Source organism: Paenibacillus sp. FSL H3-0302, assembly GCF_037982245.1.
GTDB classification, from domain to species: Bacteria; Bacillota; Bacilli; order Paenibacillales; family Paenibacillaceae; genus Paenibacillus_AQ; species Paenibacillus_AQ odorifer.
This window is the reverse complement of the sequence record NZ_CP150284.1, coordinates 916,719-940,922: the sequence shown is the minus strand read 5'-3', so window position 1 is coordinate 940,922 and position 24,204 is coordinate 916,719. Positions and strand designations below refer to the sequence as shown.

Below are 24,204 nucleotides of genomic sequence, written 5' to 3'. Positions count from 1 at the left end.
AAACAGAAGCTAAACTAAATAAATCATGTAGAAAATAAAGAAAAAGCTTGCAGCGGGGGTCCACTAGACAAGCCCTTTGTACTCCGTAGGAGATATCCCGACATGCTTCTTAAATTGTTTGTAAAAATAGCCGGTCTCCCAATAGCCTACTTTGAGAGCGATTTCATGAACTTTAAGTGAGGTATTCCGCAGCAGCTCCTTCGCCTTCTCAATCCGGTATTTATTGATATATTCGGTGAATGACTCATTCACCTCTTTATGGAACAGCTGTCCCAAATACACCGGGTGAATATGGTATTGGGCACCGAGGGTCTTCAGCGACACATCTTCATTGTAGGACTCATGGATATAATTCAGCACCTGCTGCACGACTGGACTCTTTACGTCCCGAACTAAGGCGTCTACCGTAATGGTAGCGGCTTCCTGAATAATCTGAGTCAATTCATTTATGGAAACTGTAGAGCGAATGAGGCCAAAACCGTCTGCGAAAAGCTCCGGTTCTTCCACATGACGGATCTCCTGCAGCTGCATCTTGAAGCGGATCAACCATTCCATGGCAATGCCTTGCAGCAGCACAGGTGTAATCCCCTCCATCCGCCGCAGCTGCTCAAAATGATCCTGGATCCGCACCAGCAGCGCTTCCTTATCCTTCGCCATAATCAGCTTGAGATCATCTTCCCAATTCAGCGGCATACCTTGGACGGCAACCTCATGCCTGTCCTGAACTTCCTCATAATGCAGCAAATTCCGCTCTGGAAACAGCATGAAATATTCCTGAGTCATCTTTGCATGGGCATAACTCTGAGCCGCCGCCTCCTCCATCTCCTCCACCGTTCCTACGGACAGACGCATTGGCGGACCGCCAGTTAGGGATAACAGCAGCTGCGCATGAAGCCTTTCCACCGCTTCTTTACCCTGCTGATACTCACTAAGCAGATGCAGCAGCACGGTATCTCCATCCATATCCCGGAATGCAATCAAAGACGGGTTCCCGCCTACAACCTCTTCCACCGCCTGAAATAGCTCGGCAGCGTCCTGTTCAGGGCGAAGCAGGGCTACCTGCACCAGCGGCTTATCTAGTCTAAGTCCCAGAAAATCAGTCCGTTCACTGAATTCCTTCGGCCCAATCTGGCACCGCAGCCAGCGGTACATCACATTATCGCGCAGAATGGAAATACTATGCGCATTGAATTGACTCTCTTGACGGGAGACACCCAGCTTCTCGGCGGCAGTCACTAATGTTGCCCGGAACTCTTGCAAATTAATAGGCTTAAGCAGATAATTTTCAATGCCGAGCGCCATTCCTTCCTTAAGATAACCGAACTCATCATAGCCGCTGAGGATAACAGCTTTGATCTCCGGCTGAATCTCCCGTACGGCCCGGATCAGATCCAGCCCGTTCATCAGCGGCATGGAAATATCCGTAATCAGAATATCCGCTGGAACAAACCGCAACGACTCCAGCGCTTCCTGTCCGTTCTCGGCGTGGCCGACAATCTCCATCCCCAGTGCTGCCCAATCCACAATGTCATATAATCCTTCGATAATAAAAGGCTCGTCGTCCACAATGAAAATTTTATACATGGTTTGGATCATCCTCTCCCAGATCGGGAAAATACACAGTCACGGTTGTGCCGGTACCCGCTTCGCTTTGTAATTCAATGCCATACTCACTGCCATAAAGCAGCTTCAAACGCTCATGAATACTGCGCAGGCCGAATGATTCCGATTGTTCATCTGGCTGCAAAAGACCTTCTTTGAGCTGGACCAATCTGTCCGGGGCAATCCCCCGCCCATTGTCTGTAACTACCGCACGCAAATATTGGCCATCCTTGACCACAGCCACACTGATGTGATTATCATTCTTGTCCACGCGCATCCCATGTAGAATGTAGTTTTCAATGATAGGCTGCAGCGACATTTTGAGTACAACTCTTCCGGTAAGCTCTTTCCCGCATTCCATTGTATAAGAGAATTTATCCTTATAACGGATGCGGAACAGCTCCAGATATAAACGGCAGGCCTCTAGTTCATCCTTCATCGTATGCTTGGGTTTCTGGTGAACATAGCTTTTGAACAACACCGACAAGCTGTAGATCATCTCCCCGACATCTGAAGCTCCTTGAGAGATTGCCCTCATCCGGATCACCTCCAAGGTATTGTAGAGAAAATGTGGGTTTACCCTGGCTTCAAGCGCGGCGATTTCGGTATGTTTTTGCTTGATTTCAGCCTTGAACACACGGTCTATATGAAGATTCAGCTCATCCAGCATGTCGTTGAAGCTCTTGGAGATCTGCCCCAGCTCGTCTTCTCTGACATCGGTAATCCGGGCATCCAGGTCACCGTTTTTCACTTTGCGGGTGAACTTGATAATTTTATGAGTCCGTCTGGCAAAATTATTGATAAATAAAGTGGGTGTAATAATCGCAAACAACAGGCAGATCAAGCAGATAATGAAGATCATGTTCCGCAATCCCCTATAAGTGGCGGCTAATTCCTGCTTAGGTACAGCACTCAACACAGTAAATCCGCCTTGGGTGTGAGTCTGCTTAGTAATGATCATCCCGCCGACTTCTTCACCATCTGTATAGGCAGAATTCATCTGCTCGGGATAAGGATAGCGCTTTCCATAATAGGTGCCCGAGGTATCAAATAACACATCCCCATCCGCTGCCAGCACCAGAATCTTTCCCTTGAAGTCATCCTTATAATTGCCCATACTCCCCCAGACCTCGCTGGCATCAAAATAGACTAGAAGCTGACCAATGTTGCGCAGTGATATCTTGTTATTGACTGGGGTACGAACCGTAAACATCGGCCCCTCCGGAGATGAGATCGCCTGACTGACCCAAGTGTTTGGAGCAGTGACACTGCCTTCCTCCTCCAGATACAGCGCATCCGGTACGAAAGAGTGGGCTGCATTAGTGGAAATAATCTGAAATTTGCCTTGGTCATTATAGACATACAGCTGCTGTTCAGCTGCACTGTAGAGCATTAAACTGCGGATATCAGGATCATCTTCAACTTGATTGCGAAAAAACTGCACGGTATCCGTCGTAGCATTACTTTCGTTGAAGTAGCGGTCCAGCCGGTACCTCACGTAATCTTCATACGGATGCTCCAGCAAATACGACGTATTAGCAGTCAGCTCCGTGTCCCGGTACACGTCCCGCATCATAGACTGTACAGAGTCATATTTCTGCTCAATATAGCTGTTGATGCTCTCCACGGTACGTTTCTGAATCTCCATCTGCCGCTGCACTACAGCCTGAGACATGAGCAAGAACATCAGGTAGGAGAAGGTGATAATGGTGACCACGGCAATGACTGAGAAGAGCAGGATGATTTTCATAAACAGATTATTCTTCAGATACTTTCTGTACAATTTCCCCGGAAACATCAGCAACCTCCTACAGCAGGGGGAAGACTAAGCTTCGCTGCTTGTCATTATGAATAAAGTATAGCATGAGGTGCTTCCTGCCTGTGGCTGGTAAAAGCTTGCAATCCTCCGCCAAGCAAAGACAGTCTGCCCATGGAGCAAAGGGCTCCTTGGGCAGACCGTGGTGAGGCAATATAATCTACCGGATGTAATTCAAGATGAACTGCGCAGCCTCGGCACGGGTCGCCAAGCCACCGGGAACAAACTTCCCGTCCGTGTGGCCATTCACCAGACCCAGTGATGAAGCAGCATTCACGCTGTCTGCCGCCCAGGCTGCTACCTCACCGGAATCGGTGAATGTTGTCGGGGCTGATGACTGAAGCGCTCCATGCTCCAGTACATAGGCACGCATTAGCATAGTGACAATCTCCTGGCGGCTGATGTTCGCACTCGGATCGAACTGCTCAGCAGTGCGTCCACCTACAATACCTGCCCGGACCAGACGCGCCAGGTCCTGCTCATACCAGACACCAGAAGGCACATCACTAAATTTCAATTCCGCCTGATCTTGCAGTCCCAGCACGCCAGCCAGCAGCTTCACAAATTCCGCTCTTGTAATCCTGCGGGCGGGTTCAAATCCATTTTCGGAAGTGCCTTGTACCAGATGTTTAGCCGCCAGCTGGCGGATAGTGTCCGCAGCCCAGTGAGTAGACGGAACATCAGCGAAGGATTTATTGTACTCCAGCACAGCCAGCCTGCCTGTTCCGCTAAACTCCCCTTGCAGGAAGCCATTCGCATACACTCCGCCGAGATAGGTAAGCGAACCCCCTTCAGCAATAGCATATAAACCAAGCAAATTAGTATTATAATCCGTATTTGTTGCACTCCATTGTAAGGTTACTGGTTTGCTGAAGCTTGGAAGACGGCTAGATGTGCCATTCCCCGCGATGACGCTCAGATCAAACGTCATACCCGTACCCCGCAAGACCACCCCACGCTCTGCTTTCAGTGTGCTCATGTTCAAAGTCTCCGGGCTGAGCTTCACCTGAATCTTGCTGCCTGAAGCTTGGGCTTCATTAAGCAGAGCCTTCAATTGCACCAGCAATTCCGGCGCAATACCAAGTGTGGTTCCCGAAGCGGACAATTCAAGTTGACGGATCCCTAGCAACTCACCTGCATTTACAGGCAGCTCGATAGCTGTAACGCCTGCCGGCACCTCTACCGTCACTTTGCCGTTCTCAGTAGATGTACTGAGTGCACTTGCTGGAACTGTCAAAGTTGTGCTAGTAGGACTTGGAAGCGGCGTTGCTGTCGCTGCTGGAGTCGTTCCACCAGTTCCCGTACCTGGAGCCGATGTCGGCTGCGGTGTAGATACAGGAGTATTGTGGACCTTGAAATTAATAATTCCGCTCTTTTGAACAGCCGTATAAGGGTGACCATTCAGTATTTTGGTGTTGGTGACTACGGCCGTGTACTCGCCGCTATCTGTTTCTTTTGCAGAAGGAATCGTATAATTACGCTCCACAGCACCTTCAATGGCCTGCCCGTCTTTCAACCATTGGTAGCTTAACTCGCCATAAACTGCAGAAGCTACTACGGCAAAAGACACCTTATCACCTACAACTGCCGGATTCTTATCTACACTATTAGAGGTGATAATTGGCGCATCGGGTGCCGGATGTACTGTCACCGTAAGTTCATTACCGGTTCTTGTTGAAGGCTCCGTTCCCTCTTTTCCAGTCAGAACCACACGGAACTGCGTACCGCTGTCTGTTTCAGAAGCAGTAAATGCGTATACCGCCGAAGTCACGCTCTCCGCCACAGTCCATTCCTCTGCGGTTGCTGCCTTCGTCTCCCAGCGAACCGATTCCACATCCCCGCGGATCTGTACGAACAGCTTCACTTCTTCACCAGTAATGACATCAAGTGCAGACGGAAGATCGGTTATGAAATCAGGCGCTTCCCATGGTGCTTCAGCCGGAGTTAAGTTAATTGTGTACTCTGCTTCACTGCTGTCACCAGATTCATTGGTGACGATGACCTTGTACTTATTGCCATCCATCCCGGTAGTCAAAGCAGGGATAGTATAGGAGTCGGACACTCCCAACGCATCTCCATAACCGCTGCCTGTGTCCGCATACCAGGCATAAGTCAGCTGCCCTGCGCCAGTGGCAACTGCCGTTAGTGTCGCGGACGTATTTTCACGGAAGGAACCTTCCCCTACGATCTGCACCTTTGGAGCTTGCAAGGCCCACTTCGCCTGCAAGTTCAGTTCACCGGTTATTAGATCTTCGGTAAAATTCCATCTTCGCGCACCTTCTCCTTCTCCAACATACCAGCCTTCCAGGTCATAACCCTCTCTGGCAATGCCTGTAGGCTCCATCAGCAAAGTGCCATACACAGCCTCGGCCACAGTATTTGCTGGTTCACCCCCATTAGCATCAAAGAGAACGGGATAGCTTCCTTTCAGATAGACAGGTTTGGAGCGGTTGCCTGCATAATCCTCCATCACCACATGCACAACTTTTGCCGACGAGGTGAAGCTTAAGCTCGCCTTAGTTGTCCGTCCACGGATAATCATCGGCTTATTGCCAGAGCTATACGTTGTGGCAAAAGATTTTGCATTCCCATCCTCATACACATACATATACCGCCAGTCTCTGGTATTCGGCATCGGCAGATTCAGCTTACCGTCCGTCCAGGACCATTCTTCCGCGTAAGGTTCCGCGACCGTGTCGATGAACTGGCCGCTGACCGAGACTGGATCAGTGTTGCCTGCGGTAACGGTGACAATGTAATCATCGCCGTTTACCGGCATCCCTGTGAACAGTGCAGTGCTTGCACCTGCCGGGACAACCACTTGCTGTGACACCGGTTCGGATGTCGTAATCCAATTCAAAGACTGCACTCGAACGGTAATGTCACCGGAAGCTTGGGCGGAGTTCGTCCAGTTCACAGTCAACTCCCCGTCCGGACTTGAATCCACCTTCACTCCGGAAACCGCCGCATCCAGATCAAAAGCCAGCGTTGCCGCTTCACCCTCCACTCCATCCGCACCCACTGCAACCACTTTAAGGGTTCCGGATTTCACCGGGAGATGCTTCAGGTAGAACACCTCATCGTATTTGCCGCCCATAAATACATCATTCACGTACACATTATATTGCTTGATCTTAGTGTAATCGGGATCTAGCTTCCACTTCACAACCATCTCACCTGTATCTGTAAAAGCTTCCGCAACTGCTAATTCCGCAGGAGCTGCGGGCTTTACGGCAGACCCGTCATAGACGCGCAGCTGTCCGACGTTCATCTGGTAGGTGGACGCTGTTCCTTGCCCGGGATCGAAGACCAGTCCAAGGGCTGCAATATTATGACCTGCGTATGCACTCAGGTCCAGTTCCTTTGTCAACCAACCGTCCGAGTGCTGACCACTGTTTGGAACAGCGACCTCTACGACGGTATTCGGATCATCAGCCAGGATGAGTCCTACTGCCATCACCGAAGCATCTGTGGCAGATGGCTTGTTGAAGCTGATCGACAGCTTGGAGTTGCCATTGACCTCCAGCTCTGTTTTGTACAGACGCAAGAAGTTCTTCGCATTCAGATTGCCGTTCACCACCAGTGAACTGCCACCGTTATACGCACCGATCTGCTCATAGTTGTAACGGTTTGTACTCGCAAGGTTGTACTCCGGTCCATAATCAAAATCTACAGTAAGCTTATTGCCAGCAGTATCCTGCCACCACTGCCAAGTCACTGGAATATCCTGCAGGCTCATATTAGACCACTCATCCGGGTTCGATACTTCACCGTTCACGGAATAGGACAAGCCCTGTCCAGTGTTAAAATTGGTGTAAAAGTTCTTGTCCTTAATCACCGAACGCTCCGCAATGACGGACGAGATTCCCGGCCAGTAACGGTTGTCGGCATAAACATCGGCAACGGTATTGGTTGCCGATTTGACCGTATTCTTAGGGTCCACGTTCGGGCCTGACCACCATAGCTGCTCACGCAGTTTTGTCATCCATTGGTAGTCATTTTCGGATCTGTGCGAGACCGGGTAAGACAGGTTCATGTCCTCATCCAGACCGGCATGAATAAAGTCCGCACCGAGTGTAGCCAAGCTGAGCCGTGGTAAGCCATTGCTGTCCAGCTTGTTCATCAACGCTGTTCCGTTAACGGACTTGAACCGGTCACGGCCTGCTTCCAGCCCTGCAAAACCAACTTCAAACAAGTTGTAGCTTGTTCCCAGACTGGCATTCAGATTGCTTAAGTAACTAGCCGCGTTGGTAATCTGTGTATTGCCAGCCCCGTAGTCGAAGAAAAACGAATTGGAGACGGGTTCCTTGGTGCTTTTATCCACTAAAAAGGAGATATTGGTATCATTAATCGTCCGGGCGAACGTATTAGCACCGGTATTGGTGTTCAGCGAGTCGTACCACTGTACATACAGGCCGCCCTCTTGCAGCACCTTCATAAACGCGATGTAATCGGGGATATCCTGGGTCGCTACATTCGGATTCATCTCTTCCTGATTTACAAAATAACCGTCAAACCCGAAATACCCGGCCATCTCGATCAGTTTATCCGCCACCGGAAAATTACCATTCTCATCTTTAACTATCATTTGTTTGTACGTCTGCTGTCCACGGTCATTATTGGAAAAAAAGATTCCTGCCAATGACAACACGCCGTTCTTATGCGCTGCATCGGTGTAGGTAGGGTTCGGGATGTTCAGCATGCCGAATTCGAACCATTTTTGCTGCCAGTCCTTCTGGGCCAATTCATCATAATATTCCGGCGGGGTATACGCAGTCGCTGTACCATGCCAGTAGGAGTAGTAATCGATATATTGCCAAAAGTTAAAATGATACTGCGCAAACTTGTTCGTATACGGCGCGTTCTCAATAAAAGCATTCCCGTAGTCGCCAGCAACGTTGATCATCTGTGTATCTGCGCTAAGCGCTGGGTTAGCTTGGGTTGCAGCAAATGGGGCATTCCGCTTCTGCAGCGGCACCCGCGATCTCAACAGCTCTGCATCCGGATCGGTTGCCGGACTCCAGTTCGCAATATGGCTGCTCGTATATCCATGTACATTAGGCTGATTGGCACCCGGCGCACTGTCTCCTGTAAAAGGCCACGTATCGCCGGCGTAAGCCGTTAGGGGAAGTCCTGAAACTAGCAAAGCTGCCGCCAGAACAGCTGATGTCAGCTTACGACGCGCCTTTTTACCGGTGTGAAGGTTCATTTTCCACTCTCCTCGTCCTGTAGTTGTTTCGGTTACTCTCATCCATGAAGCGTAATGTGTCTCACTATGTCGCCGAACAGCAAGTAGATTACTTCTGTTGTCCCGTCCCTCTGCTGCTCCTACCCTCTTCTACTTCTACTTCTACTTCTACTCTCTTCTGCCTACAGATTCTGTATTCAACCCCGTTCGTGCAGGCACATTCTGTATTCAACCCCGGTCGTGCAAGCGCATTCAATTTTGTTGGCAACCCTCCTGCCTTACTTTGATTAGTCCACCCTAATCTAACCCAGATCTTTCCTTACAAATAGCCGCAAAATTAAAGATATGCTGGATAAATTAAAGATTATCGTGCTATCAGGGCTCGATATCCTGGCAATGAGTGGGTCGTTAAACATATGTTGGTTGAAAATATAAAGAGGATGAAGGAGCGTGGTCTCTTTTGCCTCTTATCTCCGCCACTCCGCCGCATTCACTCATTTCAAAGGCACTTTTGCCTCTCTTTCACGCCAATCCACCGCATTCGCTCATTTCTGAGGCACTTTTGCCTCTCATCTCCGCCACTCCGCCTCATTCACTCCAATCAGAGGCACTTTTGCCTCTCTTTCGCACACTCCTCCGAATTCACTCATTTCAAAGGCACTTTTGCCTCTCTTTCACGCCCATCCGCCGTATTCGCTCATTTCTGAGGCACTTTTGCCTCTCTTTCACGCCAATCCGCCATATTCACTCCAATCAGAGGCACTTTTGCCTCTCTTTCACGCCGCATCGCCGCATTCGCTCAGATCAGAGGCACTTTTGCCTCTCTTTCACGCCAATCCGCTGCATTCGCTCATTTCTGAGGCACTTTTGCCTCTCTTTTCCGCCACACCACCGTATCGCTTCCTCCCTCACACTACCCAGCTACGAAAAAAAAGATTGCCTCTCCGTCATCAACGATGACCTTGAGGCAATCTTTTTTCAAACCATCCGATTTAGTTACTTTCCTTGCTTCTCCAGCAAGTTCAGAATGATTGTTACTGCTTCGGCCCGGGACGCTACCTGGTTAGGTGCGAAACGATTTTGTCCTATGCCATTCACAATGCCCGCTTCTGCTGCTGCCGCAATATAAGGTACTGCCCATGCGGGTACATCCTTAGCATCATTGAAGGTTAAGGTCGCTTTTGGATCTACTGTAATACCCAGAGCCCTAACAACCATAACTGCTAATTCAGTGCGAGTAAGCTCCTGCGTAGGACGGAAGGTACCATCATCATAGCCGCTGATAATTTGCAAAGCTACTGCCTGAGCTACAAAGGACTTAGCCCATGCCGGAATCTTCGCTGAATCTTTAAAGCTTGAAGTACTACCACTGTCTGGCAATTGCAGGGCACGAGCCAGCATAGTGATAAATTCAACCCGATTTACTTTCTGATTAGGACGGAAAGTATTATCCGGATAACCACTAACGAAGCCCCCTGCTACTGCTTTCTCAATAGCCGCTGCTGCCCAATGGCTGCCAGTATCCGTCAATGATGGTTTGACTACTGGTGTTGCGGTTGGTGTAGGCACCGTTGTTGGTGCTGGTGTAGCTGTTGGTGCTACTGTTGGCGTTGGCGTTGCTGTCGGTTTTGTTGTTGCCACTGGTCCTGTTGATGATCCTGTTGTTGGTGCTGGTGTTGGTGCTGTCGTTGGCGCTGTCGTTGGCGCCGTTGTCGGTTCCGTTGTTGGCGCTGTTGTCGGTTCCGTTGTCGGCGTTGTTGTTGGTTCTGGTGTTGGGTTTACTTCAGGACCTGCTTCCTTAATAATACCGAACTCTTCCAGAACGTACGGTTTAGCATCATTAATATTCTGATCGATCTCATAAGATACAGCTGTTAATTTGCCAGCATCTACAGTAATACCTACAAAGGTCTGAACTTGACCGCGTTTGGGACGCGTAGCATCACTTGGGTCCGGTCCGTATTTAGCTGCTGTATTCTCATTTGCTACTTCGAAGAGATTATAATACGCATCTCCCAATTCTGGTTTCATGTTCTTGTAGTAAACCTTCGCTCCCGCTGTAGCTGGGATCAGATAGATCGTTCCATCTGGATTTACTGTGTACTCTACAGTTTGACCCTTGAAGCTTTCCTTGATCTTCACTGTGTCTGCCGCAGTTCCATCAGCTTTAATTGGCTTGGTCCGGGCATAAATATGGTCGTGGCCTTGAAGAACTAAGTCAATGCCCAGTTCAGCCATCATTGGAGCAACCTTCGCTCTTTCTCCATTTGTACCCATAATGTCTTTGTCAGTAGCATGGTTAGAGGTTGTGTATGGACCTTTATGCATAGCTACGATAATCCATTTCGCACCAGCAGCTTTCGCTGCTTTTACGTCAGCCTTCATCCAATCCAACTGTGCTTGGCTGAAGTTAGCAAATTCATCGGAATTCTCATTTGTATTCAGGACTACAAAGTGAGCATTGCTGTAATCATAGGAATAATAAGCTCCTGTTTCTGTGGCGGAGCCCGGTGCTTCCTTAATATTGTAGTGCTCATAGAAGGCATTTGCCTTATCCTCATGATTCCCTGCCACTGGCACGATTGTCGTGTTAAGCAGGGTGTCTTGCGAATGACCAAGCAGCCAATTCCATTGGGATTCATTAGTTCCGGTATCCACGATATCTCCGTTAATCGCCACAAACTCAGCATTCGGGAACGTCGTAAGTGCTTTTGCCATCGTTTCACCGGAAAGAATCGCTTCATCTTCGGTCTTAGCCTGTGTATCAGCCAAATCGATGAAAGTAAATGCTCCTGTCTTAGCGGCAGTTTCAAAAGTTCCCACTGTACTCCACAGGCCTAGTGCTTTATCCCCTACACGGAAGTAGTATTTTGTATCAGCTTTCAGGCCAGAAGCTTCCGCTTTATGAACTAATTCATCCTTTGAATTTCTGGAAACCGCCGAACGTCCTGTAAACTCAGCAGCCTTAGCAAAGTCTGGAGTAACGCCCGTATTTTCTACAACCTGCAGATCGTTTCCAGTAGACTTCAACGCTGTGTACCAAGTGAATCCTTTTGCACTCACTGGGTCGCCATTAAAGGTAACTGTAACTTTTTTAATCGAATCCGTTGAAGCGATAGCAGCTTCTGAATTTGTTCTGTCACTTACAGCTTTGATAACAAATTGATAGGTTTGGTTTGGATTAGTATTTTCTACAGTGTAAGTATAAGAAGCTTTACCTTCTTCATTAGGAACACTGACCGTCCAATTTGCCGATACCAGATCATTTTGCTCATAAATACGATATCCAGACACTGGTGCACCGGAAGCTGGCGCATCCCAAGTCAACGTTATTTTACTACCATCTGCTGCAGTAGCCTTTGCATTTTGCACAGGTTTAACTGCTACTTCCGATTTATGAATGCTGTAGTTATCATACAAGTCTGTAGAACCACCAGTTGTTGTGGTGTAGGCTTCGTAAGAAAGCTCATCATTCGTTACCGTCATCCCCGTGAACATTTCCTTACCAGGCTGTCCGTATTTAGCTGCAAACGGGAATGTTCCTGAAGCTACGTTGTATTTCTTGTTGCCCGCTGCATTTGTAATCAGGTATAAAGTACCCTTAGGATCAGTTACTACTCCGTTTGAGTCCGGAACAATATCCGTCAATGGCTTGTTGTTGTACATCTGATAGCTTCTAGCAAAGGTGTGGTCATGCCCGCCAATTACCATGTCAATGCCAAGCTCGTCAAATACCTTCGTTAATTGCGCTCTGTAAAAAAGTACATCTGTATCATTGGTGTGATTGGCAACGGAATAAGGAGATTTATGCAGAAGCACAACCTTCCATTTCTGATTGCTTTTTGCCGCTTCGCTACGAAGCCACTCCACTTGTTTATTGTAAATTTCGTTATTCTCAAGATTTGAGCTTGCACCATAATATTCTGTATTAATTACCATAAAGTGTGCTGAACCGTAGTCAAAAGAATATACAGAACCATCAGGTTTCGCACCTGTATTCGATACGTTCGGCAAATTAAAATGAGAGCTATAATTGCTATAATTTTTACTTTCATGGTTGCCTACCAAAGGAACCAACGGAATATTCGCTAAAATATCCTTAGGCTTATTGAAAAACCATCCCCATTGCTCCTCAATATCACCGTTATCCACCAAATCACCAGAATTCAGGATAAACTCACTTTCCGGGAATTTAGCTAATCCTTCTTGAAGGGTATGATTCCAGATATCAAAATCTTCTTCAGTTGTTCCTTGGGAATCCGTTGTATATAAGAATTTATAAGCCTGATTACTGGAGCCTTCTGTCTTAAAAGTTCCTACGTCGCTCCAGTTATCAGCTTGTCCATCCCCAGCACGGTAAGCATATTCCGTTCCCGGCTGCAGATGATCCGCTATTACCTTATGGCTGGTTAGCACAACTGGTTTTTTAGCTGATTTATCCGCTTTTGTCATATACACACTAGTTGTAACGGATGTCCCTTCATAAGATTGAGCGCCTGCCGGAGGAAACTGGCCATTCTCCAATTTAGAAGCTTCTACTACTTCCAGTTTGGTGCCAGTCACACTTTCAGGTGCATACCAGTTGAATCCCATACTAGTCTGCGGGTTGCCATTAAAAGTAATTGCGATAGAATCAGGCTTCCCAACTCCAGGTTCTACTGTCTCCACTACAGGATAAGCAATCAGGCTCATATCCCAATAAAGGTCAGAGCTAGTGTCGCCCGTCTGGTGAACTTCAGCTGAAAGCTCATTACTTCCATCCTTCAGATTGGCTTTTACGATTTCCGTTAGGTCAACCTTTGTATACTCATTTGGATCACTGCCATTAGTTGTACTGAGTGTCTGATAGTCGATTTCACCAGCTGGCATAGCCTCGCGGTAGATTTCTGCACCATTCAGATACAGCACTACTCCGTCATCAAATGCAAAATTACCTAATACTTTATCCGATTTCGTAATTTCTTCCTTATTCACAGTTACATTTGTCCGGAAATAGGAAGTACGATATTTCTTCTTTTTATCCGTGCCGTAGCTTATATTTGTATTCAGAGCACCAAATTGCTTGCTGCTGACTCCGGCCCCAGAATCTTTATAACCAAGCGGCGCTTGGCCTGATGCCCATGTAGAATCATCGTAAACAGACCGCCATACCGAACCTTGATCCGTTCCGTTATCTAGATATTTCCATGTAGAATTGCCCGCCAGTAGTGTAATTGGCTCTAGCGTTTGTAATTGCAGTAATCCAGCATCCTCATTGCTGTCTTCTGCAAAAGCTGGCATTCCTGTAAATGTAAGTCCCAGTACCATAACGAAGGCTAGTGTCATGGATACTGCTTGTTTTAATAACCTGTTCATAATCAGTCTCCCTTACTGTTATTATGAAATGCTTGCATCCATTCATAGTAACTACTAAATATTTTCACAATGTACGGATTGATCCACTAGTTTGTAAAAACGGCTTGTGTATTTAATCAGGCAAAAGTGGTTACAGTAACGGCAAGGTTATGATCAAGGAGGACAAACATGGACGATACTCAAGCTTTTGTAGACAAAGTACACGACACCCAGAAGAAAGCAGAAAAGAACAAACAGAATCACGGTAAAGGAACACCAAGCCAAAAGCTGCCTAATAAACAGCACAGTAAATAGAACACGCCTACACGAAAACAAAAAAAGCAGCAAGCCCTCCCGGATCGGAGTGACTTGCTGCTTTACTTTTTGTATATTGAGCTTTGCTTTTAAAGGAGTTATTTACTCCATTTCACCACATTGACGGCTACCTTCTCTAATTGCGCCTTGCTCAAAGCCTTGTCTGGAGAACTAATCGTCACAAAACGATCATCCAGTTTATAGGTCAAAAACAATGAATCGCTGGTAGGGCTGTACCACTTAGCTTCTGTACCATTGGAAAGCTTTACGGTATCGCCTTTGTAATCATAGGAGTAGTCACGTGGAGAAACGTTCACCCTCATATGGTCGAACAAAAAGTACACTCCATCTTCAGAGCTAGCTGCTTTTTGAAAAGCATCTCCACTCACCATTTGTGCTGGTGCATAAACCGTTTTAAACCCATCGAAATTTGCAAAAGCTTTAGAAATTTGTTCTTTTTGAGCGTTGCTGTACTGTACTGGTGTTAATGTATCTTTATCCGGCACCACAGTTCCAGTACCCAGAATGACCTGATTCGCTGCCGCATCAAAAGTCACTGGCACCTTCAACACATCAGCCAAGGCACGTACAGGAAGATAGGTTGTATTGTTATAAGTAATCGGAGCTAATGTGTTACCTTTATTATCAACAGGCGTATAAGCTGCACCATTCACTTTAAATCCAATGCTGTGATTGAGGTATGCGGTGATTTTTTGCAGCTTAGTTCCTGCGTACACACCAGCCGAACCTGTAATTGCCATCCCAAATACCATCGTTGCTATAATGAACTTTTTACTTTTCATATGTTATGCCTCCTTAGAAGATCAATCTCGGTTTTTACTTTAGCTCAAGTTTTAAAGGAATATGTCTCTAAGTTGTATTTAACTTGTACCCAATTTGTAAAGAAACTATTCATCTGGAGCTCTGGTTTGTATAAAAAAAAGAGCAACCCGCTTATCCCATAAGGATTTAACGGATTGCTGAGGGCTTTAACCTTGATACGGAGTTGTAACCTTATACACTTCTGAATATAAAATTTCTCTATAAAGTTGGAATTCTTCTTCATCAACAGGGTTAGGGTAAGTCATAATTAAGAGTGGTAAATCTTCATTTCCTTCACGCAAAGGAGGCTGCACATAATCGTAAGGGTTCAAATGAAAGCCCAGCCGCTCATAAAAGCCGATTCTCCGCTGCTCCATTTCACCCAGTGGCCGCTCAACTTCCAAAAGGACAGGCTTGTTAGATAGACTGATGTATTCAGTCATCAGCTTTTTGCCAATTCCTCCACCTCTGATGCTCGGGTCGACTGCTATATGTTCTACAAAACGAAAGCCGGGGAACTCCCAGCAGGCCATAAAAGCAACAATTTTACCCTCAGAATTCATCTCGGTAATGAGACGATAATCTGGAACGTCCAATAACTCCTGTTGTCCCTCAAAGGTTCTGATCTCAGAAGTAGGAAATGAGGCTTCCATAATAGCGAATATTTCATCAAAAGTTGTGTGATTCATAACATAAGTTCTCACTTTCTGGATTTGTGGTCTATTATAAGTTTACCTTACACATATTATCTTAACCCGAAATTCATTAAGAACTCAAGGTACTAGTACCTGGTACTAGGATAACGTGATATACTAAATAGAACAGTTATACACATCTTGTTTGATATAGGAGAGGTTCATATTGGATAATCAGCAATGGATCGCACCTGAGTTCTACAATCTCACTTCGGAAATGGAAAGTCATGCTCCTGAGAAGATTGCGCTTAAGTGGTTAAATGAGCAAGGAGATTATGAGGAAATTACTTACGGTGAATTACGCAAACAAGCTAACCGGCTGGCCGGAGGACTTGCGAAGCTTGGGCTGCAACAAGGGGATCGTATTCTTGTTATGGTTCCACGCCGCATCATCGCTTATGTCATCTATTTAGCTTGTCTGAAACAAGGACTTGCCATCATTCCATCCTCAGAAATGCTGCGTGCCAAAGATTTATCCTACCGCCTGCGCCATTCTGAAGCCAGAGCCGTTATTGCTTGGTCCGAAGTAACCGGGGAAGTGAATAAAATCTCAGAGGATCTTCCTGCTCTCGATTACCGTCTTTCCGTATCTGGCAGCTCAGACGAACTCGGTGAAGGCTGGCTGGATCTAGAAAGTCTGATGGTTGGACAACCAGAGACCTTCACAGCAGTCGCAAGCCGCCGGGATGATATGGCTATTCTCGCCTACACCTCAGGTACCACTGGCAACCCTAAAGCGGTCGTTCATAGTCACGGCTGGGGTTATGCTCACTTGCGGATCACCTCACCTCAATGGCTGGATATTCAAGGATCTGACACCGTCTGGGCAACAGCAGCTCCCGGCTGGCAAAAGTGGATCTGGAGTCCCTTCTTAACCGTTCTTGGCAACGGAGCTACAGGTTTTGTATATAGTGGATCCTTTCATCCCAAAAAATATTTGCAGCTATTGCAGGATCACAAAATTCAAGTATTATGCTGCACCCCAACGGAATATCGTCTAATGGCTAAAACAGAAGACTTAGGTCGTTACGACTTGTCTACCCTGCGATGTGCAGTATCTGCCGGAGAGCCATTAAATCAAGAGGTCATTAACACCTTTCAGCGTGAATTCGATATCACAATCCGTGATGGGTACGGCCAGACGGAGAGCACACTGATTATCGGAACACTCAAAGATACTCCAATACGCATTGGTTCTATGGGTAAATCAATCGCACCCGGCTTAGTCGAGGTTGTGGACGAAGACGGCAAGCCACTGCCTGCTGGAGTGGTTGGTGATATTGCCGTACATTTGAGTATGCCAGCTCTGTTCCACACTTATTACAAAGATCCCGGTAGAAAAGAAAGCTCCACACACGGCGAATTCTTCATAACCGGCGACCGGGCAAAGAAGGATGAAGATGGTTATTTCTGGTTCGAGGGTCGTGGGGATGACATCATCATTAGCTCAGGTTATACTATCGGTCCTTTCGAGGTAGAAGAAGCATTGATGAAGCATACCTGCGTTAAGGAATGTGCGGTCGTTGCCAGTCCAGACGAAATCCGTGGGCACATTGTTAAAGCATTTATCGTGCTTAAGGATGAGATTGTTGGTTCACCAGAGCTTGTAAAAGAGCTGCAATCCCATGTTAAAGAGTGGACAGCCCCTTATAAATATCCGCGCAAAATCGAGTTTATTCAGGATCTTCCGAAGACGACCTCCGGTAAAATACGGCGAGTAGAGCTTCGTGAGCAGGAGAACCAAGCTGCGCAGGAATAAACATAGCCATATAAAATTCACCTTATTAAAAAATAAACAAGAGCAGCAATCCATAATGGACTGCTGCTCTTGTTTATTTGGCATCAGGCCGTTACTCGGACCAATATTTCGCATCCGGGTTCAACGCCGCGCCAACTTCGCCTTCTAATACTAAATCGCAATCGAGGTAGCCCTCTTCATCCAGGAAATAAACCTCCTGCTTGTAGAACTCGCATAAGGTCTCTAGGAATTTATCAGGCGAATCATACATCACAATTAAATCGCCGAAATCATGGAGCAGGTCACATACCTGTTCCACACCCTCAGCAGACTTATAATAACAAATGAAATCACTGCCATAGTTCGTTAAGATAGGCAAGATAACTCCATCAGGATGTTGACCTTTTTCCTCCAATATCCCAGCTAATACCTTCATCTCCTCTTCATATTCATCCATATGAATCAGGCGGTACCCTGGAATAAATTCGATAAGGCTTGCTTCCTCTTCCTCACTGCTTGTCCCTGAGACAGTGCTATAAATAGCTTTCAGCAGTTCAGGAGTCTCCGGCAAAACAGCCGTAATCTTTGCTTCGTTACCACCCTTGCCCAAGCTGGCAATATAATCAGGGCGTAATTCTGCGGACAGCTTAAGGTATTCTTGAAATTGTTCTGTCAATTTATTGGTGTGCATATTGTCATCCTTTACTTATTTGCGGAAGTCCACATCTTCATCAGCCACGTATCGAAGTCAGCGCCTTTTTCACCTTCATAAGCGTCGTACACGTCAACTCTCATCTTCTTCAGCTTCTCTTTGAAGTCCTCGTAAGAATGATCTCTTGGCAGGCTCTTTTTAATTCTCAGCAGGATCTTGGATACGCCTTTAACTAGTTCAGGCTTGTTCTTCGATGGCACCTTAACGTCTTCACCAAAAGCCTTCAGCTTAAGGTAAGCAGCTTCTTGAACTGTATATACAGGATCGCTCTCCATTAAACGCGTCAGGATATCGATAATTTGTTTGTGGTTGGTCTGTCCCAGCTCTTCAACTGCTTCTAGACGCGCTCTCCAATCCGCAGAGCGGTTGGCAGCTTTCTTTAATTCCTCATAATTCTCCGGTAGTTCATTGTTCAGTTCTTCGATCATTCCGTTCAATCCCCTTCTATTAAAAACTATCTATCTTACAGTAACAGTATAACCAACCATTGCGCAAGCTAAGAGAGGAAGATCTTTGCATGAATTCATGTGAATATCATATTTCCGCAAAAATATGGGTAAAGTATCCGGAGTAAGTACCCAGCGCAACATTCTATCGACTATATACGTTAGTAACTAGAGAAATTCAGACAATACATCAAGGAGAGTGACCTAAGTTGAAAAAGCATACCTTCCTGCTAGCGTTAACCATTGTACTAAGTGTGGTGCTTGGCGCCTGTTCCAGCAACAACAGTAACAATGGGGCTGCCATTGAAACGAATCTAACTGCAAAAGAAATGGTCGATCAAATGCTGAGCAAAGTAGAGCAGCCATCATTAATGGAGCTTGATGCGGCTACAGTCGAACAGCTATATCATCTCAACCCAGAATTGCTTGAAGATTATAGCATTAGAATGCCTATGATGAATGTGAAAACTAACGAAATCGCCGTTCTGAAAGTTACAGATGTAAAAGATATGACTACTGTTGAGGATGCCATCAAAGCGCGTGCAACAGATGTTCAAAAACAATTCGAAACCTATCTGCCTGATCAATACGAAAATGCCAAGAACTATAAACTTATTAAAAAGGGTAACTATTTCCTGTTCGTTATTGCTGATCCTGCGGATCAAGATAAACTCGTAGCAGACTTCGATACTTACTTCACAGAAAAATAAATAACCATGGTATTCAGCAGCCTACTTTTCCTGTTCCTATTCCTGCCGGCTGTCCTAGCGCTCTATTATGTTTCGCCCTGGCGAATCAAAAACCTCATATTGTTTTTAAGCAGCCTGGTTTTTTATGCTTGGGGCGAACCTGTCTACATTGTAATCATGTTGCTGTCCACCATTACAGATTACAGCTTTGGTCTACTGCTCAGCAGACCAAAGCTGACTGCGGTGCAGCGCAAGTGGATTGTGGTTAGTTCCGTCATTATTAATCTAGGCTTATTGTCGTATTTTAAATACGCAGATTTTCTCATCCAAAATATAAATGGACTCCTCGGTACACATATTCCTTTAACGGATTTACCTTTACCTATTGGGATTTCATTTTATACTTTTCAATCCATGTCCTACATTATTGACGTCTATAGAGGAACTTCGAAAGCACAACGCAATTGGATTGATTTCGGTACATTCGTAGCCCTGTTTCCACAGTTAGTAGCAGGTCCGATTGTTCAATATAACACCATTGCCGGGCAACTACGTGAACGTACGGTCGATATCCCCATGTTCGCAGAAGGTGTACGGAGATTCATAATCGGATTAGCCAAAAAAGTACTGCTCGCCAACAACATCGGTCTGCTCTGGCACACCATATCCAGCTCCAATCTAGATTCCCTGCCTGCTTTTACCGCTTGGCTTGGGATTATTGCGTTTGCTTTTCAGATCTATTTTGACTTCAGCGGGTATTCGGATATGGCTATTGGTCTCGGTCTCATGTTCGGCTTCCGCTTTAACGAGAACTTCAACAAACCTTATATCTCTCAGAGTATTACTGACTTTTGGCGGAGATGGCATATTTCCCTTAGCAGTTGGTTTCGTGACTATGTCTACATCCCGCTTGGAGGCAACCGCCAGGGGTTAGGCGTTCAAGTGCGCAACATCCTCATCGTATGGCTGCTCACGGGTATCTGGCACGGGGCCAGCTGGAATTTTCTGCTCTGGGGATTATACTTCGGGGTCATTCTTATCTTTGAAAAATGGTGGGGATTAAAGCTATTAAGCCGCCTCCCCCGTTGGACAAGACATTTATATGCTGTAGTACTTATACTCATCGGATGGGTCTTATTCGCTTTTGAAGAACTTCCTCTGGTCATTGGCTACTTACAAGCGATGCTTGGCTTTAATGGACAGCCGTTATGGAATAACACCACTTTATACTTCACTTACACGAACGCGATTCTACTCGTGGTGTTAACCTTTGCCTCTACACCTGTGAAGCTCTCCAAGCGGATAGATTCTAGATCGGTTCCTGCTCTTGTTTGGTATGGCGTGTTATTTTTCCTATCTGTTGCCTACTTAGTAGATGCAACCTTTAATCCATTTTTATATTTCCGGTTCTAACCATTAGGGGGTGATTGTTTATGAAGCAGAAGACGGATCGAATCCTGGTTGGGGGATTTGTTGCAACGTTATTTCTGGTCGCTATCCTCTTTTTCTTACTGCCTGTTCAGCGTTTCTCTGAGCTTGAGAACCGGTATTTGCAAAAGGCCCCCCATCTGACATGGGACAATTTATTATCCCACACCTATGCGGAAGAGGCCGAAAGCTTTGTAACTGATCATTTTCCATTTCGGGCCAAATGGGTATGGGTGAAATCGGCGGTGGAACAGATGAGGCTGCAGCAAGAGAATAACGGAATCTATAAAGGAAAAGACGGCTATCTTTTCGAAAAATTCGCAGCACCTGATTACACTAAAGTTCAGCAATATGCAGCAGCTGTGAAACGCTTTGCCGATAACAATCCCGATGCAAACACCACTTTCTTATTGGCACCTACATCGGTTGGCTTGTACAAGGAACGTCTACCCTGGTTAGCTCCTGTCTACTCGCAAGCTGAGGTGAATCAAACAATAGCTAAGGATGTAGGAGATAGCCTTACTTTTATAAATGGATTTGATGTTCTTAGCCCACATGCCGCAGAACCCATTTACTATCGGACCGACCATCACTGGACAACCTACGGTGCCTACTTAGCTTATGTAGCCTATGCTCAAAGCATGGGCTGGCAGCCTCTGTCCCAGAGCGAATACCAGATTCAGACTGTGAGTAATTCATTTCTCGGAAGCTATCATACCCGGGGGCAATTTATCGGGGTCACACCTGATTCCATTCAAATGTACAAACCTAATCATGAGGTATCCACCCAAATGTACATTCAAGATACCGGTGAGACTTTAACAAGTATGTATGACCTAAGTTATCTGGTGAAAAAGGATAAGTACTCTTATTTCCTAGGGGGCGTACATGCGCTCATGAAAATCACCAGCCAGCTTGATCCAACAACGGTCAAACAGAAAAAGCTGCTCGTCATCAAGGACTCTTATGCACATAGCGTTATTCCTTTCCTAACTCAGCATGTGCCTGAAATCCATGTGATCGATATCCGTTATTATAATGGAAACATCAGTGATTATATGGCTCAAAATGATATCAAGGATGTCTTGCTGCTTTTTAATACGGCTACCTTTATTGATAATGCGGCGCTATTGAAGTTAAATTAATGATATTGCGATGGATGCGGTGAAAAGATCTTTAATAGGTGTTGTGCGTAACTGCGGGAATGTTGGACTTTCGGTCGCTGTTGTCTCCAGATGTTTTTGATTTTACCGCTATCAGCGGATAACCTCCGGAGACAGCTTATGCTTCCGATGCGAGCTCTCCTTAGGAAAGCTTTCAGGCGAACGCTAACGCTCCTAAAGTTCCAAAATTCCCTCCGTTACTTCAAACCAAATACTAAAACTAATATATGAGTCCTCTAATTTGGACTCGTATTTCAGATCATTTTTGCCAAGAATCTCCGCGACGATGGACAGACCAAGTCCAGTACCGGAGATTTCTTTATTTCGAGACTCTTCAATTACATAGAATGGGTCCCAGATATACGCTAAATGCTCCGTTTTCAGGCGAGTGGTTTTATTGGAGATCGTAAATTTTAATGTACGAGTAGTGTCACTCCCTAGTTTTATTTCAAAAAAATCCTCTTCACCATATTTAATGGCATTACTAATTAAGTTGTTGAATACTATCTCGATTTGGCTGATATCTTCTTCAACGATTGAGGATTCAAGCGAATGAAAGTCGCTCATTAAGGTTATGTTTTTATTTTTTAACGTAATATTATATTGTGAGATCACTTTTAGCAGAAGCTCTTTAAGATCAAAAGGCTCTTTATGCACTTCTGACTTCTGGATCTTGGACAATTTAATTAAATAATCCACCATATCCGACGTATACTTCACTTGCTCCAAAATGATATCCGTATACGTGCCATCATCCAGACCGTCCTGAATGCCAATCGTATAGGCTTGGATTAAGGATAATGGTGTTTTCACTTCATGCGAAATGCTTGAGATAAGGGTATTTAAACTTTGATTTTTCTCCTCTAATTTGGCATGGGTGCTCTTTAGACGCTGACTCATCTGATTGATGCTTTTCGAGAGCTCTTCGATTTCATCCCCCGTTTGAATCGTCACTTGTTTAAAATCGAGATTGGATATATCCTTCGCGACATCCTGTAATTGTTCTAACGGTGTAATGATCTTTTTTGAAAAATAAGCCACTAACAGCAAACTGATAATAATCCCCAGTAGAATGGAGTAAAAGCTGAATTGATTTACGAGGGTCAAGGCATCTGTATTGTGCACAACCACAGTTCCTATGAGGATTAGACTGCTATCCTGCTCGTATATTTTCGTTAACAGACTCGATTTCAATTTGCCCTGATTAAATAAAAGATTAACCGTGTTGCCTTGTTTTACTTTTTGTAATACCTCATCTGTGATCCAAAATTTATTAAGTGCCACCTTATCTTTAAACAACGCAAATTGAATATTTTCGTTAATTTCTGCTGTACTTCCACTGTTTTCAACCCTAACAATCGTTACGTTATTATTGTTCTCGATCCTGCTTTCATTTTCCATGAGTTGATCCAAACGGAGATCCTTTACTTCGTCATAAATGGTGTTGATCTTGGTTTTCATTTTGTATAGGTAATAATCTGCTGAGAAATAGTTGTGCAGGAAATAAGACGTACCAAAAACAATCAGCAAAATAATGCTCACCATGATCAATAACTTCGTACTTATTTTATGAATTTTTATCATGGAAGCTGTACCCCATTCCCCTATGCGTGATCACGTGGTCAGCCCCAATTTTATCGCGCAGCCTCTTAATATGCGTATCTACCGTTCTTTCTTCGCCCAGATAATCCATTCCCCAAACCGCAGACAATAAGGCATCTCTGGATAAAATACGTCCTTTATGCTCATACAGGAAGGTTAGCAATTCAAATTCTTTTTTATATAACGCCAGTTCGGCCCCATTCTTGTACACTTTCTTCCGCTCAAAATCGATTTCTAAATCCCTAATCGCAGCCACTTTTTCAGTGCCTAGCATTTTTTTAATTCTAAGCATCAAAATCCTTGGGTCGAATGGTTTTCTTATATATTCATCTGCCCCTATATCCAAGGCACTGAATTCATCATCATGGGAAGACCTTGCGGTCAGCATTACAACTTTAGCCAAACTAACCTTCTTGATTTCATTACAAACCTCAAGCCCGCTTCGCTTAGGCATCATCCAATCCAGCACCACCAGATCGATCCTATTCGAAAAAAAGAGCTCAAGCGCCTCTTCACCGTCCGCTGCTGTCCAAACGTTATAGCCTTCTTTTTGAAAATAAGTCTTCAATATAGTGGTCATATGTTTCTCATCATCCGCAATTAAAATATTCAAAGTAGATTCTCCTTCCTATAGTTATCAGAAGAAAAAGGCGA

16 protein-coding genes are annotated in these 24,204 nt (G+C 45.5%); 5 read left to right on the top strand and 11 right to left on the bottom strand.

The window, feature by feature from the left end; genetic code table 11:
* Positions 1–63 precede the first annotated feature (63 nt).
* The 5 genes from MHH50_RS04025 to MHH50_RS04005 all read right to left on the bottom strand — a co-directional run bounded on the left by MHH50_RS04025 (position 64) and on the right by MHH50_RS04005 (position 13,961).
* Entirely contained in the window at positions 64–1,584 is a 1,521-nt protein-coding gene (locus MHH50_RS04025; protein WP_076282595.1) for a response regulator transcription factor, read from the bottom strand.
* Positions 1,577–3,400 carry a sensor histidine kinase gene (locus tag MHH50_RS04020; RefSeq protein WP_076195153.1) on the bottom strand — a complete coding sequence of 608 codons (1,824 nt, stop codon included), beginning with the start codon at positions 3,398–3,400 and terminating at the stop codon, positions 1,577–1,579. Before MHH50_RS04020 ends, MHH50_RS04025 begins: the two co-directional genes overlap by 8 nt.
* Before the next feature lie 178 nt (positions 3,401–3,578).
* Positions 3,579–8,627: an S-layer homology domain-containing protein gene (locus tag MHH50_RS04015; protein WP_340033982.1), complete on the bottom strand. Its 5,049-nt coding sequence runs from the start codon at positions 8,625–8,627 to the stop codon at positions 3,579–3,581.
* Between the two features lie 88 nt (positions 8,628–8,715).
* The gene (locus tag MHH50_RS04010) at positions 8,716–8,874 is read right to left on the bottom strand and encodes a hypothetical protein (RefSeq protein WP_175618975.1); all 159 of its coding nucleotides are present in this window, start codon (positions 8,872–8,874) and stop codon (positions 8,716–8,718) included.
* Between the two features lie 728 nt (positions 8,875–9,602).
* The gene (locus MHH50_RS04005; protein ID WP_340033981.1) at positions 9,603–13,961 is read right to left on the bottom strand and encodes an S-layer homology domain-containing protein; all 4,359 of its coding nucleotides are present in this window, start codon (positions 13,959–13,961) and stop codon (positions 9,603–9,605) included.
* Positions 13,962–14,129: 168 nt separating this feature from the next.
* Between MHH50_RS04005 and MHH50_RS04000 the strand changes: the two genes are divergently transcribed.
* Positions 14,130–14,255, top strand: coding sequence for a DUF4023 domain-containing protein (locus tag MHH50_RS04000; RefSeq protein WP_051491363.1), 126 nt, complete (start codon positions 14,130–14,132; stop codon positions 14,253–14,255).
* Positions 14,256–14,353: 98 nt separating this feature from the next.
* On the opposite strand, the gene MHH50_RS03995 is transcribed toward MHH50_RS04000, so the two are convergent.
* Both MHH50_RS03995 and MHH50_RS03990 read right to left on the bottom strand, forming a co-directional pair.
* A complete protein-coding gene (locus MHH50_RS03995; RefSeq protein ID WP_076130101.1) occupies positions 14,354–15,058 on the bottom strand; it encodes a hypothetical protein in 705 nt (234 codons plus the stop codon).
* Positions 15,059–15,244: 186 nt separating this feature from the next.
* On the bottom strand, positions 15,245–15,766 hold the full coding sequence (locus tag MHH50_RS03990) for a GNAT family N-acetyltransferase (protein ID WP_036684918.1): 522 nt from the start codon (positions 15,764–15,766) through the stop codon (positions 15,245–15,247).
* Between the two features lie 169 nt (positions 15,767–15,935).
* Here MHH50_RS03990 and MHH50_RS03985 point away from each other — a divergent pair, with 169 nt between their 5' ends.
* On the top strand, positions 15,936–17,531 hold the full coding sequence (locus MHH50_RS03985) for an AMP-binding protein (RefSeq protein WP_340034580.1): 1,596 nt from the start codon (positions 15,936–15,938) through the stop codon (positions 17,529–17,531).
* Positions 17,532–17,622: 91 nt separating this feature from the next.
* Here the strand turns inward: MHH50_RS03985 and MHH50_RS03980 are convergent, their stop codons facing one another.
* Together MHH50_RS03980 and MHH50_RS03975 are read right to left on the bottom strand one after the other, a co-directional pair.
* Positions 17,623–18,201 (bottom strand): SMI1/KNR4 family protein, encoded by a 579-nt coding sequence (locus MHH50_RS03980; RefSeq protein ID WP_339189628.1) that lies wholly within the window; start codon positions 18,199–18,201, stop codon positions 17,623–17,625.
* A gap of 11 nt (positions 18,202–18,212) precedes the next feature.
* Positions 18,213–18,650 (bottom strand): HEAT repeat domain-containing protein, encoded by a 438-nt coding sequence (locus MHH50_RS03975; RefSeq protein WP_036684913.1) that lies wholly within the window; start codon positions 18,648–18,650, stop codon positions 18,213–18,215.
* Positions 18,651–18,877: 227 nt separating this feature from the next.
* Between MHH50_RS03975 and MHH50_RS03970 the strand changes: the two genes are divergently transcribed.
* The 3 genes from MHH50_RS03970 to MHH50_RS03960 are packed head-to-tail and all read left to right on the top strand — an operon-like array spanning position 18,878 to position 21,930.
* Positions 18,878–19,378: a DUF4358 domain-containing protein gene (locus MHH50_RS03970; RefSeq protein ID WP_339189626.1), complete on the top strand. Its 501-nt coding sequence runs from the start codon at positions 18,878–18,880 to the stop codon at positions 19,376–19,378.
* A gap of 6 nt (positions 19,379–19,384) precedes the next feature.
* Positions 19,385–20,770, top strand: coding sequence for an MBOAT family O-acyltransferase (locus tag MHH50_RS03965; RefSeq protein ID WP_339189624.1), 1,386 nt, complete (start codon positions 19,385–19,387; stop codon positions 20,768–20,770).
* Positions 20,771–20,790: 20 nt separating this feature from the next.
* The gene (locus MHH50_RS03960) at positions 20,791–21,930 is read left to right on the top strand and encodes a DHHW family protein (protein ID WP_340033980.1); all 1,140 of its coding nucleotides are present in this window, start codon (positions 20,791–20,793) and stop codon (positions 21,928–21,930) included.
* Positions 21,931–22,122: 192 nt separating this feature from the next.
* On the opposite strand, the gene MHH50_RS03955 is transcribed toward MHH50_RS03960, so the two are convergent.
* Together MHH50_RS03955 and MHH50_RS03950 are read right to left on the bottom strand one after the other, a co-directional pair.
* Positions 22,123–23,532, bottom strand: coding sequence for a HAMP domain-containing sensor histidine kinase (locus tag MHH50_RS03955; RefSeq protein WP_081387735.1), 1,410 nt, complete (start codon positions 23,530–23,532; stop codon positions 22,123–22,125).
* On the bottom strand, positions 23,516–24,163 hold the full coding sequence (locus MHH50_RS03950; protein WP_340033979.1) for a response regulator transcription factor: 648 nt from the start codon (positions 24,161–24,163) through the stop codon (positions 23,516–23,518). The genes MHH50_RS03955 and MHH50_RS03950 overlap by 17 nt, the downstream gene beginning before the upstream one ends.
* Positions 24,164–24,204: the final 41 nt, after the last annotated feature.

Bases quoted from the DNA above. Each gene is read 5' to 3' on its own strand.
- MHH50_RS03960 (WP_340033980.1), top strand. From the start codon at position 20,791: ATGAAGCAGAAGACGGATCGAATCCTGGTTGGGGGATTTGTTGCAACG.
- MHH50_RS04015 (WP_340033982.1), bottom strand. From the start codon at position 8,627: ATGAACCTTCACACCGGTAAAAAGGCGCGTCGTAAGCTGACATCAGCT.
- MHH50_RS03975 (WP_036684913.1), bottom strand. From the start codon at position 18,650: ATGATCGAAGAACTGAACAATGAACTACCGGAGAATTATGAGGAATTA.
- MHH50_RS04025 (WP_076282595.1), bottom strand. From the start codon at position 1,584: ATGTATAAAATTTTCATTGTGGACGACGAGCCTTTTATTATCGAAGGA.
- MHH50_RS04005 (WP_340033981.1), bottom strand. From the start codon at position 13,961: ATGAACAGGTTATTAAAACAAGCAGTATCCATGACACTAGCCTTCGTT.
- MHH50_RS04000 (WP_051491363.1), top strand. From the start codon at position 14,130: ATGGACGATACTCAAGCTTTTGTAGACAAAGTACACGACACCCAGAAG.
- MHH50_RS03995 (WP_076130101.1), bottom strand. From the start codon at position 15,058: ATGAAAAGTAAAAAGTTCATTATAGCAACGATGGTATTTGGGATGGCA.
- MHH50_RS03955 (WP_081387735.1), bottom strand. From the start codon at position 23,532: ATGATAAAAATTCATAAAATAAGTACGAAGTTATTGATCATGGTGAGC.
- MHH50_RS03965 (WP_339189624.1), top strand. From the start codon at position 19,385: ATGGTATTCAGCAGCCTACTTTTCCTGTTCCTATTCCTGCCGGCTGTC.
- MHH50_RS03980 (WP_339189628.1), bottom strand. From the start codon at position 18,201: ATGCACACCAATAAATTGACAGAACAATTTCAAGAATACCTTAAGCTG.
- MHH50_RS03990 (WP_036684918.1), bottom strand. From the start codon at position 15,766: ATGAATCACACAACTTTTGATGAAATATTCGCTATTATGGAAGCCTCA.
- MHH50_RS04020 (WP_076195153.1), bottom strand. From the start codon at position 3,400: ATGTTTCCGGGGAAATTGTACAGAAAGTATCTGAAGAATAATCTGTTT.